This window comes from Haloferax chudinovii, from assembly GCF_042663345.1.
GTDB lineage: Archaea > Halobacteriota > Halobacteria > Halobacteriales > Haloferacaceae > Haloferax > Haloferax chudinovii.
The window spans coordinates 25,929-42,707 of the sequence record NZ_JBHTAB010000013.1 but is presented as its reverse complement, the minus strand read 5'-3'; the positions used below and the strand labels follow the sequence as shown (position 1 = coordinate 42,707).

At 54.9% G+C, this 16,779-nt stretch carries 16 protein-coding genes and 2 pseudogenes; 11 read left to right on the top strand and 7 right to left on the bottom strand.

Annotated features, from left to right (window positions below; translation table 11 throughout):
* Positions 1-597 precede the first annotated feature (597 nt).
* The 3 genes and pseudogenes from ACFQI8_RS17885 to ACFQI8_RS17875 form a co-directional block, all read left to right on the top strand.
* Positions 598-1,836: an orc1/cdc6 family replication initiation protein gene (locus ACFQI8_RS17885; protein ID WP_390247206.1), complete on the top strand. Its 1,239-nt coding sequence runs from the start codon at positions 598-600 to the stop codon at positions 1,834-1,836.
* Positions 1,837-2,303: 467 nt separating this feature from the next.
* On the top strand, positions 2,304-2,681 hold the full coding sequence (locus ACFQI8_RS17880; protein WP_465261727.1) for a DUF8012 family protein: 378 nt from the start codon (positions 2,304-2,306) through the stop codon (positions 2,679-2,681).
* A 140-nt stretch (positions 2,682-2,821) separates the two neighbouring features.
* A pseudogene (locus ACFQI8_RS17875) lies at positions 2,822-3,025 on the top strand (ArsR family transcriptional regulator); the annotation flags it as partial.
* Positions 3,026-3,088: 63 nt separating this feature from the next.
* Here ACFQI8_RS17875 and ACFQI8_RS17870 read toward each other — a convergent pair.
* Together ACFQI8_RS17870 and ACFQI8_RS17865 are read right to left on the bottom strand one after the other, a co-directional pair.
* Entirely contained in the window at positions 3,089-3,265 is a 177-nt protein-coding gene (locus ACFQI8_RS17870) for a hypothetical protein (protein ID WP_390247204.1), read from the bottom strand.
* A gap of 369 nt (positions 3,266-3,634) precedes the next feature.
* On the bottom strand, positions 3,635-4,465 hold the full coding sequence (locus tag ACFQI8_RS17865) for a hypothetical protein (RefSeq protein ID WP_390247202.1): 831 nt from the start codon (positions 4,463-4,465) through the stop codon (positions 3,635-3,637).
* A gap of 1,279 nt (positions 4,466-5,744) precedes the next feature.
* Between ACFQI8_RS17865 and ACFQI8_RS17860 the strand changes: the two genes are divergently transcribed.
* Entirely contained in the window at positions 5,745-6,632 is an 888-nt protein-coding gene (locus ACFQI8_RS17860) for an SOSS complex subunit B family protein (protein ID WP_390247200.1), read from the top strand.
* A 388-nt stretch (positions 6,633-7,020) separates the two neighbouring features.
* Here ACFQI8_RS17860 and ACFQI8_RS17855 read toward each other — a convergent pair whose 3' ends face one another.
* The 4 genes from ACFQI8_RS17855 to ACFQI8_RS17840 all read right to left on the bottom strand — a co-directional run bounded on the left by ACFQI8_RS17855 (position 7,021) and on the right by ACFQI8_RS17840 (position 10,661).
* A complete protein-coding gene (locus ACFQI8_RS17855) occupies positions 7,021-7,806 on the bottom strand; it encodes a TIR domain-containing protein (RefSeq protein ID WP_390247198.1) in 786 nt (261 codons plus the stop codon).
* 372 nt (positions 7,807-8,178) lie between these two features.
* The gene (locus ACFQI8_RS17850) at positions 8,179-8,613 is read right to left on the bottom strand and encodes an HIT family protein (RefSeq protein WP_390247196.1); all 435 of its coding nucleotides are present in this window, start codon (positions 8,611-8,613) and stop codon (positions 8,179-8,181) included.
* Between the two features lie 528 nt (positions 8,614-9,141).
* Positions 9,142-9,627: a TIR domain-containing protein gene (locus tag ACFQI8_RS17845; RefSeq protein WP_390247194.1), complete on the bottom strand. Its 486-nt coding sequence runs from the start codon at positions 9,625-9,627 to the stop codon at positions 9,142-9,144.
* 749 nt (positions 9,628-10,376) lie between these two features.
* A complete protein-coding gene (locus ACFQI8_RS17840) occupies positions 10,377-10,661 on the bottom strand; it encodes a PadR family transcriptional regulator (protein WP_390247192.1) in 285 nt (94 codons plus the stop codon).
* Positions 10,662-12,307: 1,646 nt separating this feature from the next.
* Between ACFQI8_RS17840 and ACFQI8_RS17835 the strand changes: the two genes are divergently transcribed.
* The 7 genes and pseudogenes from ACFQI8_RS17835 (at position 12,308) to ACFQI8_RS17805 (ending at position 16,485) form a co-directional block, all read left to right on the top strand.
* The gene (locus ACFQI8_RS17835) at positions 12,308-12,799 is read left to right on the top strand and encodes a hypothetical protein (RefSeq protein WP_390247190.1); all 492 of its coding nucleotides are present in this window, start codon (positions 12,308-12,310) and stop codon (positions 12,797-12,799) included.
* A 16-nt stretch (positions 12,800-12,815) separates the two neighbouring features.
* A complete protein-coding gene (locus ACFQI8_RS17830; RefSeq protein WP_390247188.1) occupies positions 12,816-13,076 on the top strand; it encodes a hypothetical protein in 261 nt (86 codons plus the stop codon).
* Between the two features lie 154 nt (positions 13,077-13,230).
* Positions 13,231-13,626 (top strand): DUF7567 family protein, encoded by a 396-nt coding sequence (locus ACFQI8_RS17825; RefSeq protein ID WP_042662403.1) that lies wholly within the window; start codon positions 13,231-13,233, stop codon positions 13,624-13,626.
* Between the two features lie 97 nt (positions 13,627-13,723).
* Positions 13,724-14,062, top strand: a pseudogene (locus ACFQI8_RS17820) (DUF8013 domain-containing protein).
* Positions 14,063-14,139: 77 nt separating this feature from the next.
* Positions 14,140-15,069, top strand: coding sequence for a M78 family metallopeptidase domain-containing protein (locus tag ACFQI8_RS17815; protein ID WP_390247186.1), 930 nt, complete (start codon positions 14,140-14,142; stop codon positions 15,067-15,069).
* Positions 15,070-15,292: 223 nt separating this feature from the next.
* Complete coding sequence (locus tag ACFQI8_RS17810) at positions 15,293-15,904, top strand: HD domain-containing protein (RefSeq protein WP_390247184.1); 612 nt, start codon at positions 15,293-15,295, stop codon at positions 15,902-15,904.
* Between the two features lie 173 nt (positions 15,905-16,077).
* Entirely contained in the window at positions 16,078-16,485 is a 408-nt protein-coding gene (locus tag ACFQI8_RS17805; RefSeq protein WP_390247182.1) for an SWIM zinc finger family protein, read from the top strand.
* A 35-nt stretch (positions 16,486-16,520) separates the two neighbouring features.
* On the opposite strand, the gene ACFQI8_RS17800 is transcribed toward ACFQI8_RS17805, so the two are convergent.
* Positions 16,521-16,706: a hypothetical protein gene (locus ACFQI8_RS17800; protein WP_390247180.1), complete on the bottom strand. Its 186-nt coding sequence runs from the start codon at positions 16,704-16,706 to the stop codon at positions 16,521-16,523.
* Between the last annotated feature and the right edge of the window lie 73 nt (positions 16,707-16,779).

Sequence of the window (16,779 nt, the reverse complement as noted above, 5' to 3'; positions counted from 1 at the left end):
GAACTCTCGAGTAGCTTTCTTTCACTAGAACAAACTGCAGCAGCAACCGCACTTTAGCTCTCCTATGGACTAGCTCAAACGCTATTGGTATAAATTCTTCTCTTTTTTAGAGTTTCTTATCACTAGGCGGCTCCCTTTCGTGGTGCTTTACTGGAAATAGTGGGGAGGGGGTGTTCCGTCATTCTCGTCAGCTGTTGCCCTCCGCAACCTGCTAGTTCGTGTTCTGATCGAGTATACTGGAAACGATGGTGTCCCCCGAGTATATAAAGAAACATTTACTGGAAATACTAGATCCTGTGGTCGGTCTCACTCGTGAACAACCACTTGGAGTCCCCGCGAATTACTGGAAACGACGGGGTGAACGGCCATCCGCGATCTGTTTTGTTTACTGGAAATAGTGGGGTGGGGTTGCTCATCCAGAGTCGGGTTTTCTGTGTTCACTCCTCGTGACAGTCAACACAACCTTCTTCCAATAGACTGGAAACGACGAGGTCGATATCAAATAGTGGAACTCTCACCCCATGGTGGTTATACTGGAAATAGCGGAAACGGTGGTCGAAATAGTTATCATTCTAGCCAGAGTCAGTTGGGGACAATATGACTCCCCGATTTCAGCCGGACGATACGCTGTACAAACGGCGGAATACACTCAAAGTCGAGTACGTTCCAGACGACATCGTCGGGCGGGACAACGAGATCGAGGAGTACGAAGCTGCCCTGCAACCGATCATCAACGGCGAGTACCCCGACAACATCTTCATCTACGGCAAGACTGGCGTCGGCAAGACCGCTGTAACGAACTTCCTCCTGAACGAGCTCTTGGATTCGGCGGAGCATTTCGAAGTCGACCTCTCTGTCATCTCTCTCAACTGCGACGGCCTCAGCACGAGCTATCAGGCGGCGATTAGTCTGGTGAACAATCTCCGAGAGCCCGAACACCACATCGCCGAAACCGGCCACCCCCAATCCAAGGTCTATCGTCTTCTCTGGGATGAACTCAACAAGCTCTCGGGGACCGTGATCATCGTTCTCGACGAGATCGACCACATCACGGACGACACGTTCCTCTACCAGATTACCCGTGCCGACAACAACGGCTACATCGACAACATTCAGCTCGGCCTCATCGGGATCAGTAACGACTCGACGTTCCGAGAGCAGCTCGATGCGAAGGTTCAGTCGTCGCTGTGTGAAACCGAGATTTCGTTCCCCCCGTACGGTACGGAAGAGCTCCAGAAGGTCCTCGAACAGCGGGCAGAAATCGCGTTCCACCAGAGCGCTCTCGAAGAGGGCGTGATTCCGCTGTGTGCAGCCCTCGGTCGCCAGGATGGTGGGGATGCCCGACGAGCAATAACCCTTCTTCGGAAGGCGGGTGATCTGGCACGCACCGAGAACGTGGAGTCGGTGACGACCGACCACGTCGAACGCGCCCAAGAGAAACTCGAGGCACAGCAGAGCATGGATATCATGCGCGACCTCACCGAGCACGAGCAACTCACACTCTACGCGCTGACTACGCTCGCTGCCGAGGAGTCCACGCCGGCCCGATCACGAGTTGTCTATCAGCGTTACAAAGAACTCTGCGAGTATCGAGGTCGAGACCCCCGTACTGCTCGCCGAATGCGCAGCTTCCTCTCCGACTTCGAGATTCTCAACCTCACGCTCTCGCAGATGGAACACCGTGGTCAGGATGGGGGCACATATCGCGAGCATGAGCTCAACCGTGATATCGCAACCGTCGTCGACGCGCTACAGACGATTATCAGCGACTTCGGTGCCCACCGAAGTATTCTCGAGTATCTTCCCGACTCCGGTGAGGAGTTCACTACGATGTGAACCACCCCATCTAGCTTAGTGGTGTTCAGTGAATCATCCGCTCGTGACCATACTTTGAGCCACTACAATGTACTGCAACAGCTCACGGAGAGTCGGTTATTCACGACTTGCTGGCACGTGTCTGTTCAATTGGTGGTGTTTAGCAAGAGGAGATTATCCACGGTGTTGTTCAGATCTCATGTTCACTAGTTGTGTTCATTAGTTGTGTATACTACTGAAGAATTAATCTGGTCCCCCATGAATCGGTCCCAGACGAGGCGTGGACAGGCCAACCAATCTGGGAGTGCCGAGTGTGTGGCTCGGCTCGCTACGGACCCAGTCTCGAGTAGCACTAGTACTGGGATTCGATTAACCAACACCCTGCGAGTAACGTCGAGGTTTGTTGGCTAAGGCGGCAATCTCCTACAAGCCCGACGGCAGTCTCGATGGGAAATCGTTCCGCGCCGGCGAACGGGGAGGCGCTTTTGATGAACCAACAGTTCAAGCAAGGCTACCGGATGCATCGTGTCCTCAGCAATCTCAACCGTCTCGACGTCCACCTCTGGGTGAGTGACCCGCTCTCGGAGAAGGGGGGCCAGATGCTCGTGCTGGGGGCCCCACAGTTACCACGGCATGGCGTCCAACTCATCACGGTCCTGCTCTCTACGAAGACCTATCACGAGGAGTCGCTCACCCTCCGCGACCACGACTACGCCGGCGACCCACTCGGTGAACGCAGTCATGTCCTCCCGTGGTCGCTTGTAACCCTCAACAGTGCAGCAGACGTGGACCACTATCTGACCTCCCTCGTCGATGACCGCACCGAGGATGTGGCAGGCCAGGTGATCGGCTACATAGCGTCCTGAGAGCCACCTGTCTTGGGCGGCCACGTTCCCAGCTAGACGTCCTATAACGGTTGCCCCCTGGCTGGTTGTCGTGCGCGATGCCGGCGGGGTGACTCCCAACACGTATTACGACTTCTCTGTAAACTGTAAATTTGAGCGCCGTGTCACGCACTGCAAATCGGGCCGATGGCGACATAGCTCGCGACTTCCTCGCGGTCGCGGATCTCCTCGAAGAGCCACAGCTCGCCCAGCTGTACGCGTATCTTGCTCGGGAAGGCGAGACAACCATGTAGGATGTGATGGACGGCCTCGAACTCGCCCAAGGGACGGCCTACAGCTACGTCAACCGGCTCGTCGACGCCGGCGACCTTGCGACATCATGATCGGTGTCGCGTACTGCAGAAACTGAACCAAACAGCTGTGTGTAGTCAGTTCAACAACCCATAGACGACAGCCCCAGTTGCAAGTGTGACAATCGGGACGACCACGACGAATTTTGTATCAAATGAAGCTGGAATCATGATCCAACCAAATGCTGCAAGTAGTGTAAGCTGTATCCCGAGCAATTGTATCCCAAGGCCCGTAGTCTGTCGAGTATCCACCATGTGTTAAGGAACGAACGACAGTGAAAAAACAGTACCGACGTCGGTCAGAGATTCGTCCAGCGGACTGGCGTATCGAGCGTATCGCTGGCGATCTCAGACGTATTTTCCCGTCGGAATTCGCCTTCGAACTCAGTAGTGAGAATTGTGTCAAAGCTGGCGTGGGATGCATCAAGCCACGCCTCTCCTAAGCTTTTGAGTTCAACACGTGACCGTCTCCCATTGTTACCACCATTCCAGGGGTAGTCAAATTTCCAACCAACAGTTTCGTCAGGTTGAGACGTTTCGGTTCGACCAATATACGGCGTCTCCCAATCAAGAGATAACTGTGCAGAATCTGTACTCGAAACGGATAGTGTCGTGTTAATGCTTTCAGTTTTTTTCAGTATCCGGCGACGATTCAGTAATTGTCGGGCTGCCCATCGATGTACGGTCCCAATCTTGAATGAGATGTGACCCCTCATTTCTAAATATCGAAGGGGTATTCAGGTGGTCAATGGATGGTGACGGCCACATCTCTCCCCGAAGTGCACAGGCGTACTTGTCCTCGTAATCCCGAGTCTCATCGCCAGATTTCCAGACTTCCGTATCCAAGTCGATACGACCGACTTGGATGTTTTCACCATGGAAATTCCAATATACTGCCGTCGCTTCATTTATTTCCCCTTGCTTAACCCACCCAGGTTCTGGTTCGGCAAGCTGAGTAGTCGGTGTCTGAGAAGACGACACAGAGTCAACAACTGGGTCCCGGTTTCCATCTGCGAACGTGTCCAAATCAGAATGAAACTGGGAGATACTGTCACTAATGGACGTGAATTCAGAAGTACGTTTTGTGGACACGTCTGTCTTTTCAGGGCCATCTGTATCGGCAGGAATCAATTGCTCTGGAGACGGAATTGTGTACACACTCTCGACTGGAACTCCGTTATCGATTGCAATCCCATACCCAATGATCCGTTTTGAAGAGCCCCCCGCAAAAGACCGGAGCGCAAACTTCGTGCCGTCATCAAGACCGTGCTGTTGGAGGAATTCAGCACGCGCTTGAGTTATATGCTTCTGTCGAATCGGCTGTTTACGGTCACCTTTCAGTACGACTGCCAATTGTGTCGGGGTTGAGGTTCCGGTTGCGGAGGCAATACCAGAAGCGAGGAATGACGCGCCAATGGAGGCGAGGAATCCTCGTCGGGGGACCTTTCCTGTCATTTCATTCAAATTAATTAATCCACATTTAATAACTCTATTGGCCAATAGACAAACCTGTGTAATGACATGCCAATATTAGTCAACTGCGGAGGGACTGACTTCCGGAGACGGATGGACCCCACAACCTCGTTTGCTCATTCTAACGGTTGGTTCAGTGCGACTGAGTTGAAAAAACTTCGTGATGTTCATTCCCCCAATATTCAGCACACCACCCCTATCACACTCAGAGGGTCTCAACAGAGTCACAGCGTAATTGAACAATAGGCGTCTCCCAAGCATCGCTCCCGGAGTGAACAGCGACTCGATTCCATACGCTTGGGGGCGACTGCTCGGGTTGTGCGCGCTCCGGCGGGCAGTCCGTTCCTGCCGGGCCCGGGCGTTTCGCGCTGCCGTTGCGTCTGCGACGGACGGGGCACGGTCACGGGGCCGGGTCGGGCCGCGTGCAGCCACCCGATACCGGTCAGCCCCGAGGGCGGGCCTGCGAGCACTCGGCCCGCGTCCGGGCCCTGACCGAGACCGGGCTGGCTGCATCTTCACCAGCCGTTGCGTCGGCGCTCCCTCGATGCGGTCGCACCGACGGACAGTTGGTTCAGACGTGGCCGCTTGCGCGGTCCGGGCAGACTGCTCGCCGTTCGGGCGATTGCCCTCACCCCTCGTTCGCCCGGGCTGCGGTGGCTACTGGGGGGTCGCCGTGCTCACCCCCATATGCCACGGTCCGGGGCTCACTCAGGGCCGGCTGTGCGGCCTGCCGGGCCTGCGCTCAAACTCGGCCGCGACGAGCTGTGGGTCCGCGGGCATCCAGCCCGCACCGGGTTGCCGCACGAGGCGTTTCCGTTGCGTCTGCGACGGACGGGACAGGCTCGTGCGGGTCCGGGCGCGGTGCTGTTCCAGCGGGTCCTCGCTCTCTGCGGCCTCGCTGTGGCCGTATGCGACGCCGTTCACCACCGTATACCCCCCGGCCGTGCCGCCTCGGCGCCGCGGCCGCTTCCGTTGCGTCTACCGACGGACGGCGGTCGGCGAGGCGCCGACCCGCGGTGACCGGCTGGGTATATGGTGGTGACCGCGCGCTCACCTCGAGGTTCACCCCCCGCACTCGTCTGTGGGGGGTGCCGTCGGTGCCGCGCCGCGCCGGACAGGGTCCGGCGTGAAGGCGCGGCGCGGGCACCTCGGTGACGGCGTCATCGGTTGACGTCGAAGCCGTGTCGAACAGGTTGGTTCGTGTGAATCCCGCGAGTGGAGTCGCGGGCGTCGGCGCGTTAGCGCCTTCAGAGGTACGACAATGTCTAGTAACAACTCCAGTCGAAAGGTAGTTTCGGTGGCTGAACAGGCGTTCGAACACGCGAACGAGACGGCGGTCGACGAAGACGGGTTTGAGGTCGTCGACGAGACGCCGACGTTCCAGGTGACAGTGCAACAGGAGATTCAGGCAAAGGTGGATGCGAACCACCCAGATGGGATTGCAGACACGAGCGACGAGCGAATTCAGGGCGTGACGTTGGCCCAAGAAGAGCGCATTCAAGCGCGGGAAGCCGAACTCGAACGGATTAGTGCCCGTGCGGAACTGGGGTCGCAAGAGGGTCGTGAGGCGCGGTCGCGGGCGATTACGGCCGAGCGGAGCGCTGGGCGACGGCGGCAGTTCCAGAAGCGCGTAGCGAGTGTGAACCCGATGGCGGACCCCGACCGGGCGGATCCCCGGACAGAGCTAACCCAAGCACAGTTGGGCGCAGTGAATTCTCAGGCAACACGGTTGGCGGAGAAGCTGGATGGCTGGTCGCGAGCGGCGATCAGTCGGCGACTGAGCGAGGTGTTAAGCGGGAAAGACATGCTGTCGGCAGCGGTGAGCGTGTTCGAGGGCGCACCAGGGACGATGGTACCGATCGGGAAACTTGAGGGCATGTCGCGACGTGAAGTGTGCATTGAAGGGACGCTGACGACGATGTGGGAGTCTGAGTCGCCGGCGATTCAACAAGTGGGGCTCCTCGAAGACGAGACTGGGCAGGTGAAGCTGACGAGTTGGAAGGCCTCGGACGTGCCGTGGATTCGCGAGGGCGAACGCGTGCGGATTCACGGGGCGGCGCGGAACTGGTACGACGGGCGCGTCTCGGTGGCGCTGACGGGGTGGACGACCGTGCATTTCCCCGAACGCGACGCCTGGTGGGACGCCTAACGGCGCGAGGCAGTCCTCTTTTTTGTTGGTGGCCGGACCGACCCAGACCCCACCGCCCCACCCTCCGCTCCGTGCTCGCTCCGTGAGACTCGTATTCGCTCGTCTCACGTGCCCTCGTTCGCGATGCTCACGAGTGACTCCGCTGCGCGCGCAGCCACGACCTTGGTCCATACTCAACACCGAGATCCATGTTCATGGCGGCAACCCCTCTGATATGAACAGCAGGCTCTGTCGAAGCCCTTAGATTTTGACAGAACCTGCGTGACACAGACAGAGGGTGTATGCAGTAGCCGGTCCTCGTTCTGTCGAACAACCCTGAGTATCTGGCCCCCAAAAATCATATGTCTGGTTATGACTGGAATCAGAGAACAGTATTCGTTCAGCGGTCTCAGATCAACCCGTCGTTGTCATCGTCGTCCTGATCGATGAGGTCAATCCCAGAGTTAGCAAAATCCTCTACGAGAGACTCTACGTCGATGTCACCCATGTTTTGCTGATGGTTGTTCGGTAGTTCAGGCCCATTCTGGTTCTGAACAGGAGTAGAGTCGTTATTGGCGTTCTGCAGCAATTTGTACAGTAGATAGCCTCCCCCGACGATTCCTCCTATTTTACCTGCAGATTGGAGGACTTTCACAAACTTCTCTCCGCTATTTATCTCTCTGACCGACATCTTTTCCTTCTTAGTGAGCTGGTCGGCCTGCTGTTTGGCATCTTCAACCCAATCCCCTATGTTATCCCAGCCATCATCTCTCTTCCATTCGTATGTCTCAAATACGTTGGAGAGTTTCTTCACCCCGTCCTTGGTTTCGATGACGAAATCTTTGAACGGGTTGGAGCCTTGGAAATCTTGGCCGTCCTCCTTGTCTCTCAACCGATGGATTTTGATGCCGACTATCCCGTTACCCTGCCTGACGCTCTCCTTGATCTCGTAGTTGACATATTTCCGGCCCGCGGTTTTGTTACCAATCAGAACCGCTGTTACTGAGGTACCGTGTAACTGGTCGCCTATCCAGTTCTTGATCTCTTCCTCGCTTTGCTTTTTTACTTCCTCCCAGTCCGCAGCATCTTCGAAACCAGCCGCTTCTCTCCCTTGCGTCACCCACGCATTTCTAACCGGGTTGACTCGCCACTTGTCTCTCTCGTAATGAAAACTGAAGAAGACTCTTCGAACCATGATTTGAACTTATAGATCCATTGAATACCTACCAGTATCAAAATTCCCCGACCGCGGTGAAAGTAATAACAGGAAGGAGGTTCAAAGAATTTTTGAGCACCCACTTTTGAAATATTGATCAGTTTCTCAGCTAAACTCACCCGGTGATAGTCGCTCACCCAGCTCACCAACTAGATTAATGAATAGTCTACCGCGTATTCAGAAGTCGTACATCTCGTTGATCGATTCGATATCCGGTCCTGCGAAGTACTGCATCAATTTCGTCAACCGTCGTGACCAACTCAGAAAGTGGGTGGTCAGCAGAGGGCAAGAAATATACTTAAAATCCGGATCAGTTGTTGGTATGGCCGTGCGTACTGAGTAGGTACGAAATTAAAATTCGTGTTCACTTCCCATCAATTCCTTTTTGATGATCCCCGCGTCGGAGTCCATCTCCGAGCGGTTCAAGTCCAGTCGCGGACCTTCCAAACGAATTTTGTCTGTTGCTGACCGTGGCAACACGTGAAGATGAACATGAAACACTTCCTGACCGGCTGCTTCTCCGTCTGCTAGCCAAAAGTTGATTCCTTCACTCTCTATTTCTGATGCTCTGAGCGCCTCAGCTACCTTCATACCCACCTCAAATAGCTCTCCTCCGGCCTTATATTCCATATCTGACAGTGAGGCTGTGTGTGTTTTTGGTATCACGAGGACGTGACCTCTGGTCATCGGCCGGAGAGTCATCATAGCCAAGATGCGATCATTCTGATAAACAACGCTGCTCGGCGCGTCTCCGGCTACGATCTTACAAAACTCACAATCTTCCATAGTGATACCGTTACAGCCAGAAGTCATTATTCGTTCTGCCAGTGTTTAATGGGTGCCGCTAAAATCCATTAGACCCTCATAGTGTATATAATGTGATTGACTATAGTGATACACCACTCAGTTCAAGAGATAACCACAATACGAAAACCAAAATGGAATATATTAGTAGTAGAGCAAAAATTGTTCCATGGAAAAGCAATAGCGATTTTGAGAGCATTAATTTCGGGATTGAGTCTACACTATACGCAGATGCATCCATCTCGAACTGGGCCCTATTTTCGTTACCCGTCCTTGCATCCTCGAACATAGACCGATATCTTCGCTCAAGTTTGAGGTAGTATGCGTCCAAAATCCAGAATCCGAAGAGAGGTATAAACGCAACTAGGAGATGCAGATCTTTAGTCCGGAAAAGAAGGACTACCACAATAAGAGTGATTGACCATCCTTTAATTTTAAATGAGTTCCCAGCTAAACGGGAAATAATGTCTTGAATAAATTCAAGATCTGATATATTAGGACCGTCTCCCATTACCGGTTAACAATTTGAGCTGCTTCCTCCACCCAATCCCCTAAATTCTCCCGGCCATCGTCACTTACCCAATCATAGGTGTTAAAAATGGAAGACAGTTTTTGGTCTGTGTTTGGATCTTTATACCTTGATAACGGGTTTTTACCTCGCCGACCTCTGTTTCCATCTTCATCCCGTATTTTATGAATTCTAACGCCGACTAATCCCATATCTTCTTCATAACTTTTTTTGATTTCATGATTTATCCATTTTCTATCGTATGTGTCACTTCCAATTAGGACAACGGTCACAGAACAACCCTTCATTTGCCTATTAATCCAGTCTCGAACTGCATCATCCCCCTCACGTTTTATTGATTCCCAACTTGCACCATCAATAAATCCAGATTCTTCAATACTCTGGTCAACAACATCTGAATTCCGGACCTGACTAGCTCTCCAGATGTCGTTATCGTAATGAAAGCTAAAAAACGTTGTTCGCGCCATATGTTTATCATTCAATTAGTGTACATTATATCTTTGGTTAGTAACGATTGACACGTGAAAATGGGAGCAGTTCGGGTGACACATTCGCGCTCTCTATTCAGCACGGCCTCAACAAACTATCTGTGACTGAGGATTTCAACAGAGCCGAACAGCAGGAATCACGATCTAATAATGTGTGGTCCAGAAGTTCTATAAAATACGGATTCGTAGTGAACTATAAACGGCTGCAAATGTCTTTCACGTCCCATGTGACCCCGGAAACTTCCAAAGAACAGTTCTAAACCACGTTGAATTGGATGACTACCCGGATCACCCTGCTGCACTTTCCAACTTTGAGTCTGTCCGGTTCTGGGGTGCCCGTGATGGTGAGAGTAACCGAAATTACTTCGAGAAAATGGAGCCAGACGACCAGGTATTGTTTTATCAGGATGGTCAATACGTAGGTGTTGGGTTTGTTGGGCTAAAATTTGAGTATTCTCCCGATTGGGCAAGCACAACGTTCTGGCGGAACGCACCGTCGAATCTCATCTACACGATTACTGAGTTTGACGAGGTCGCTGTTCCGCGGGCTGCTGTCAATCGAATCTTTGGGTATGACGATGGGTACTACCCCCAGGGATTAATGCGGGTTGCTTCAGGTCGCGTCAGCCGTCGACCAGTAGTAATCAAGCGAGCGGTAACAGAATTCGATGCAAAGCATAGCTCGCAACAAGATACATAGCGTATCTTTGTGGTCGCCTTGCTAGTTCTTACTCGGTGAGTTCGCTGGTATACTGTTGTTCCCAGTCGTCGCGGGCTTCGATTTCTCGGCGACCGCGAGCTGTGATCGCGTAGACGTTTGTTCGGCGGTCCTTTTCACCCTTGTCGAGCAGGCCTTTCTCGACGAGCGTATCGAGGTTAGGATACAGGCGACCGTGGTGAATCTCGGTCTCATAGTAGTCCTCGAGTTGGTCTTTGATTGCGAGCCCGTGTGGCTCTTCCAAGCCGGCGGTGACGTACAACAAGTCGCGTTGGAACCCGGTCAAATCGTACATTTTGCTGCCCGCAGCTAGTTTAAGAATACATATACGTTTGTTGGCCATCAGCCGGGTTTCAGAGTGGTCTCGCTGGACGAACGTTTATCTCGGAAGGTACAGCCACGACGTGGTATGCCGCCCTACCGTGACCGGACCGCTGAATTTCGACCGTATGGTGAAGCGACGCAGATTCCAGACCCACAGTTGGAGACCAACCATACCGAGTACAGCGACGGAATCCCGGAGTATGACTACCCTGCAGGTAACGACCGGGATACGGACACCTGCCAGACCTGTGAGCGAGTCGCTCCCCCCACTCAGAGCCAGTGTCAGTTCTGCCTCGAACAGGGTTTCTCGGCCTCTGACCGCATCTCAGCACCCCGCGAGCAATCGCTCCACGGCATCATCTGTCTGCTCGTTCCGTCACAGTCCTCCAGGGGTGCACTCGCAAAAGGGACTGCAGCAGCACGATTACTGCAGAAGTCCCACTCATCCCCTATCGACGAGTGTACACTCATTGTGGCGCTCGAACAGCCGATCGCGGAGCCACTTCGAGCGCGGTGGGGTCACTTCCCGGACGTCGTTCCAGCGACTGGCTCACGGGAGGATGGATTTGTGGCGAAAGCACGGTCAGTCTCGTTGTGGTCCACTTCTCCTTCGACGGAGGGTTCTGCTTCCCGGTGGTACGACGCTGCTGGGACGCAGATTACTGAGGAACCCCGTCGTGAGCAGTTACTTTCGGACCCAAAGATGTGGGTTGTCCCAGCGATTGCGCTTCGACGAGCGTCTGTCGACACCTCGCCGTCACAGTCGGCATCCACCTCACCAACACGGCAATTGCTCCGCTGTCAGTCGTGTGGTGAACAGACGCCGCATCGGTTCGACTCACACGAGGATAGTCCGCCTGCAGCGTGGGCTGGTGAGCCTGTCTGGCGGTGTTCCGTCTGTCGAACACCGCAGTACGGACCTGATCCAGATATCTGATGTTGGTCCGAGGATGAATCAGGGGGTTCTGTTGAGTCCCTTTGGAACTAACAGAGGTCGTGTGACGCAGATCGAGGGTGCATTCATCACAGAACGCTCGTTTATTCCATCTCACTCTCTCTGAACTAACCGGTGAGTAGTAAGAACGTAGTTACCGGCTGTTTCTGGAGGGATGCCGTCGAAAATATTGTCCTTTCCTACTGGCACTACTCAACCGCTTGTTTGAGTAGTGCGATTGAGACAGCACCGACCGAAGCTAATTCTGCGGCCGTTCTAAATAGCTCAGAACTGAGCGCGATGTCAACAGTATGCGGTAAGAAGTCGAACATTTTGGTGGATACCCCCTAAGATAGCGGTCGACCGACTGGTTGGTAATACTTCTGCTGAATTGTCCAATAGTTGGACAGCTATTGTACAGTCTTCCCTGTCCTGTCTTGAATATCTGATTCCAGTTAGTGTTACTCACCACCGTTCCGGGCTGCCGAGATATAATCCAAGCAGTCGTTTTGATCGACTCGACTCTCTCAGGCGGGATATTATACGGGGCCTCTAGGACCCAAGAGCAACTGTACTCGTGACTTCTGGTGTGTCGTAGTGAGTTGTGTTTGTGTGCGCCGGCGATGGGCGCCGGCGCAGGGGTCGGACAGACTTCGACTCTTGAGTCAGCGAGGTGACGACGAATGCACCAGGTAATCTACGCACTCGTGACTGCATCGACAACAGACGAAACTCTCTCGCGGGCCACCGATGTGTTCGACCAATTGGTGGGTGCTGCCCCGCACGCTGAGGCGGTGTTCGACTACTATGTGACGTTTGATGACGACTCAACAACGGTCGCCGGTAGCGCCCGGTGGGGCGACCTCCCGGTTGCAGTGCCCGTTGGCTCGGAGGACGGCCAGGAACTCCTTGAGCGTGGATGGCAGGCGACGAGACGCGAGTTCGAGCGAAACCTTGAGCGTGTTCGAGAGGGCGTTGACGAGCTTGACGCGACGGCAATCATGCGCGATGAGGACCTCGTCAGGCATGCGTGCCACAATCTCGGTGCGTACCGTGGCCCAGCGGTGTACCTCTACGACGAGTTCGCTGACGGCGTTCGGCATCGCGAGCGGCTTGAGCAACTCGTGGAGTCCAACGACCATCTGTGGATCGTTCCCGCTGATGTCCATTACTGAGTCGACGCTGTGCCCAATGGTACTCCTGAGTGAGCCGTTTCCTGATCGTGGTATCGCTGTTCGAATCGTCGTCGACGACGCGGCGGACAGCTATCGTGTCGAGTACACCCCGCTGTCCGATGGTGCAGTGACCGACGAGTGGACTGTGTTCGGTGGGTCCGTCGGCTATGATACGTCGGTGTTTGCAACTGCCGCCGCTGCCCGTACGTTTGTCGAGCGCGTTCGAACGACCTCACACGACGACATTCTCGCGGAGTTAGCAGTAGACACAGACTGAGCGACCGAGTAGGAAGGGGGTGCGCTTGGTGTTGTTTTTGCGCCGCCCAAAGGGCGGAGGCGCAGTAACGGATGTTGATTCCAACGTCAGTAGCCGAGTTGTCTCGTTTTCCACACCATTCACTCACGATACCTGCTCCGGTGGTGAATGATCGATGAGTCTCGAGCGCGTGTTCCGTCACGACGAGGCGCTGTTCGAGTTTTTGTGGTGTCCGGTGTGTGGCACGGAAGCGTTCACGCACATTCCCTTTGAGGGAGTGTTCTGTACGGAGTGCAATACCAGCGTGACGTGCCGTGAGTCGCCTGAGTCGCGTGGTTACGACGAAGCAGTCATCATCACGTTCGACGCGACGACGACATGGAATCTCCACGTCGACGAAAAACTTCGTCGGCCGCTTCCCGACGACGAAGCGCAAGTTAAGATTCTTGGTGCGCCTGGTGACTACCACGTCGACTGGTGGGCACCAACTACGACCGAAGACTGGACGCCAGTCGAGCGCAATGAGTTCGCTGACAAATCCGAACCCGAGGAGGTGTCGCATCTCGCATAGCGTTGATCAGGTGAATAGCCGCTACTAGCGCACCGCGTGATTTTTTGCGCCCGTGATGGGTGCGGGCTGAAGACACAGTCCGTGTGACGTGATTTCCATGAGTCACCAACAAACAGAGTCAGACGTCTCGATCGACCAGATTCCGGTCGACCTCGAACTCGTGCATCGTTCGGAGTTCACCCGAGCCAACGTTCCCGATAAAATCGAGTCGATTACGTGGACCCTCCTGAGCTAACGGCCGCCGACAAACCCGCTCGTCGTGCTCAAAGCCGCTCGCTGGTGGTACATCCACGGCACAGGTGAGTCCGATCCCGTGTACTGCTGGGCAATTGAGTGGGTTCGCCACCTCACGACTGGCGAAACGACTGCGAGTGGCCTGTTCGGTGAGTGTCGAGAGTACCTTCAAAACCTCGAGCTCGAGGACACCGACCAGTAGGTCGCCCGCCTGTTTTTTGTGCGCCCGAGAGGGGTGCGGCGCGTCATAGAGCGACGTGTCACCGTGAACTGAAACCAATGGCAACAACGAATTCTCTGTCGGTGTCGTTCGACAAGACCGACACGCGACACGATGAGATGCATCGCACGATCGAACAGTGGCTTGCAGACCTCGCTGCCGACGTCGACGACGCCCGGGCGAGTGAGCAGTTCCAAGCGTGGCTGGACGTCCAGAGCCGGTTCCACGACTACTCCCACCGCAACACACTCCTCATCACCCTCCAGTGTCCCGAAGCGACGAAGGTCGCTGGCTACCGGACGTGGCAAGCGGAGTTCGACCGCCATGTCACGGAAGGCGAGTCGGCAATCTGGATTTGGGCGCCGATCATCACGACCCAATGCCCCGAGTGTGGAAACGCGCCGAGCTACCACGAAAACAGCGATTGCGAGTACGACGAGACGTCACCTGAAGAGTGGTCGGAGGGCCTCGTGGGATTCAAGCCCGCTCCAGTCTTCGACATTTCGCAGACCGAGGGCGAGCCACTCCCCGAGTTGGACACGGCGGCGACCGGTGAGGCTGACACACTCGTTGAGGATCTCACTAACATCGCGTCGGACCTCGGTGTAACCGTCCGCATCGTCGACCCTGACGAGTGGCGGCATGGCGAAGCGAAGGGTGTCTGTCAGTCACGAAGTGTCCAAGACCTCACCCCACTCGTGGAAGTGAAGAATCGGCCGAACCGTGCCGACCTCGCGTCGACGATCATCCACGAGTACGCCCACGCGATTCTGCATTTCGACATTACTGACGCGACCGAGCGAGCGAAACGCGAGGTCGAAGCTGAGGCCGTCGCGTACGTTGTCGGTCGATACCTCGGCTTAGACACGAGTGGGTCGGCGTTCTATCTCGCGGCGTGGCAGGGTGACGAGACAGACGTTCTCCAAGAGCGACTGGGTCGGATTAGCGGGACGGCTGAAGAGATTCTCTCAGCACTCGACGTAGTCTGAAATCTCTCATCTGTGGTTCGGCTGTCGGCCTTTGTTGATGCCTCTTTGTCAGACGTAGCTTTGTCTGTAACAGAGGGTATATAGAACTCTCCACAGGGTGTTGTTTTCGCAGGTCAGCGGTGAATTACTCGGCACACTGCTCCTGCGGATTTACTGATTGAATGTTGGCGCCCCGGTGGAATAGTCTCGATGAGTTGAACTGACCGCTTGCCTTCTCTCCGATATGATGACCAACGAACTCGACTCCTTGCTCGAATGGTTCGAATTGAAGGACGAAACTCGGACGGGATGGGTGCTTCGGAATATTGACTCGCCTGAATCGGTCGCGGCCCATACGTGGGGGACAGCGTCGCTTTGTCTGCTCTATGCCGAGCCGGAAGAGATTGACCGTCAGAAAGCAGTGACGATGGCACTCATTCACGACCTCGGCGAAGCTCGAACGGGCGATATCGCAACCCGCGCGGAGGACGGACGCCAGACCATCCCCACGTCCGAGAAGGAGGCAGCTGAACGGAGTGCAGTAACCGATCTCGTCGGACCTTTCAACGATACCGAACTGCTGACGCTCTGGGAAGAGTACGAAGCACGTGACACCCCGACGGCACAGTTCGTCAAGGACATGGATCTTATTGATAATTGTCTCCAGGCGCTCAAGTACGAGCGCCAAGGTCGGTACGACGACGCTGAAGCGAACGACCATTTTGCCGAGTTCGAGAATCTGGACGAGTTCTTTGCTACCGCCGCTCCTCGCTTCCGGACAGAGCTCGGCCAGGATTTGTTCGAGCAAATTAAATCGCAGTACGAACGAGAACTCGGGCGACCCTGCCAACTCTGAATACGTCTTTCAGTCGCAACTTTCCTGGTCGGTGTAGCTACCTGTATTGACTGCAGGGCAATCAGGACAGGGCAGCACAAAGAATCCGACCTGATTCTGTGTCATCTGTCGCTCCGTTCGGCAGCGTAGTTTTTCATGCGCCAGAAGGGTGCGCGCATTGCGCGCTGGCTACCATGACTCCTGTACTACCAGAGTTCGATCCACCTACGCGCGTCCTCAAGCGAGCGCAGTACGAGGCGTTCGCGTTCGAACTCCTTGATGGCGATGTCCGTGTTCGTAATGAGAGCTATGCCGACCCGGACGCGCACGAGTACCGGGTTCGAATTCAGGACGGCGTGCCCGATTCGTGTTCGTGTCCCGCTGATGCAAGTAGTGACGGTCCGTGTAAGCATCGGGTTGCGCTCGCGATCCGCCCACGAATACTCGAACTCGCCGTGCAGATGCGCGTCGTCACAGATGGTGGTAGCCCACCAAACGGCGATGACGACACAATGGACCTACCCTGCGAATGTGAGCAGTTGTCCGAAGATCTACCATGCTGGAACTGTGTCGACGCTGGGCGGCGTGATCTGTCTGAATAGTCGTTGGTGAGGGTTTTGTACGCACCAGGTACTCGTCAGTCGTCGGACTGCTGGGACATAGCGTACGCACCAGCAAACTGCTCGCGTATCTCTCGACGGAGCAGTTCACTCATGACCTCGTAGACGACCGGCTGAGGATACTTCTCGAGGAGGTGTTGGACATCAGCTGCACATCTGCTTTTTTCAGTCGCAAAGTTCGCAGTCCACGGTGTACTACTCATACAAGACAGTCATTTGTTGCCTCAGTTAGCTGTTCGCCTGGTGAGAAGTTCCTACTAACGCAGTCCGCGACTC

Excerpts from the sequence above, each read along its gene's own strand:
- ACFQI8_RS17885 (WP_390247206.1), top strand. The coding sequence starts at position 598 with ATGACTCCCCGATTTCAGCCGGACGATACGCTGTACAAACGGCGGAAT.
- ACFQI8_RS17880 (WP_465261727.1), top strand. The coding sequence starts at position 2,304 with ATGAACCAACAGTTCAAGCAAGGCTACCGGATGCATCGTGTCCTCAGC.
- ACFQI8_RS17870 (WP_390247204.1), bottom strand. The coding sequence starts at position 3,265 with ATGGTGGATACTCGACAGACTACGGGCCTTGGGATACAATTGCTCGGG.
- ACFQI8_RS17865 (WP_390247202.1), bottom strand. The coding sequence starts at position 4,465 with ATGACAGGAAAGGTCCCCCGACGAGGATTCCTCGCCTCCATTGGCGCG.
- ACFQI8_RS17860 (WP_390247200.1), top strand. The coding sequence starts at position 5,745 with ATGTCTAGTAACAACTCCAGTCGAAAGGTAGTTTCGGTGGCTGAACAG.
- ACFQI8_RS17855 (WP_390247198.1), bottom strand. The coding sequence starts at position 7,806 with ATGGTTCGAAGAGTCTTCTTCAGTTTTCATTACGAGAGAGACAAGTGG.
- ACFQI8_RS17850 (WP_390247196.1), bottom strand. The coding sequence starts at position 8,613 with ATGGAAGATTGTGAGTTTTGTAAGATCGTAGCCGGAGACGCGCCGAGC.
- ACFQI8_RS17845 (WP_390247194.1), bottom strand. The coding sequence starts at position 9,627 with ATGGCGCGAACAACGTTTTTTAGCTTTCATTACGATAACGACATCTGG.
- ACFQI8_RS17840 (WP_390247192.1), bottom strand. The coding sequence starts at position 10,661 with ATGTACGATTTGACCGGGTTCCAACGCGACTTGTTGTACGTCACCGCC.
- ACFQI8_RS17835 (WP_390247190.1), top strand. The coding sequence starts at position 12,308 with ATGCACCAGGTAATCTACGCACTCGTGACTGCATCGACAACAGACGAA.
- ACFQI8_RS17830 (WP_390247188.1), top strand. The coding sequence starts at position 12,816 with ATGGTACTCCTGAGTGAGCCGTTTCCTGATCGTGGTATCGCTGTTCGA.
- ACFQI8_RS17825 (WP_042662403.1), top strand. The coding sequence starts at position 13,231 with ATGAGTCTCGAGCGCGTGTTCCGTCACGACGAGGCGCTGTTCGAGTTT.
- ACFQI8_RS17815 (WP_390247186.1), top strand. The coding sequence starts at position 14,140 with ATGGCAACAACGAATTCTCTGTCGGTGTCGTTCGACAAGACCGACACG.
- ACFQI8_RS17810 (WP_390247184.1), top strand. The coding sequence starts at position 15,293 with ATGATGACCAACGAACTCGACTCCTTGCTCGAATGGTTCGAATTGAAG.
- ACFQI8_RS17805 (WP_390247182.1), top strand. The coding sequence starts at position 16,078 with ATGACTCCTGTACTACCAGAGTTCGATCCACCTACGCGCGTCCTCAAG.
- ACFQI8_RS17800 (WP_390247180.1), bottom strand. The coding sequence starts at position 16,706 with ATGAGTAGTACACCGTGGACTGCGAACTTTGCGACTGAAAAAAGCAGA.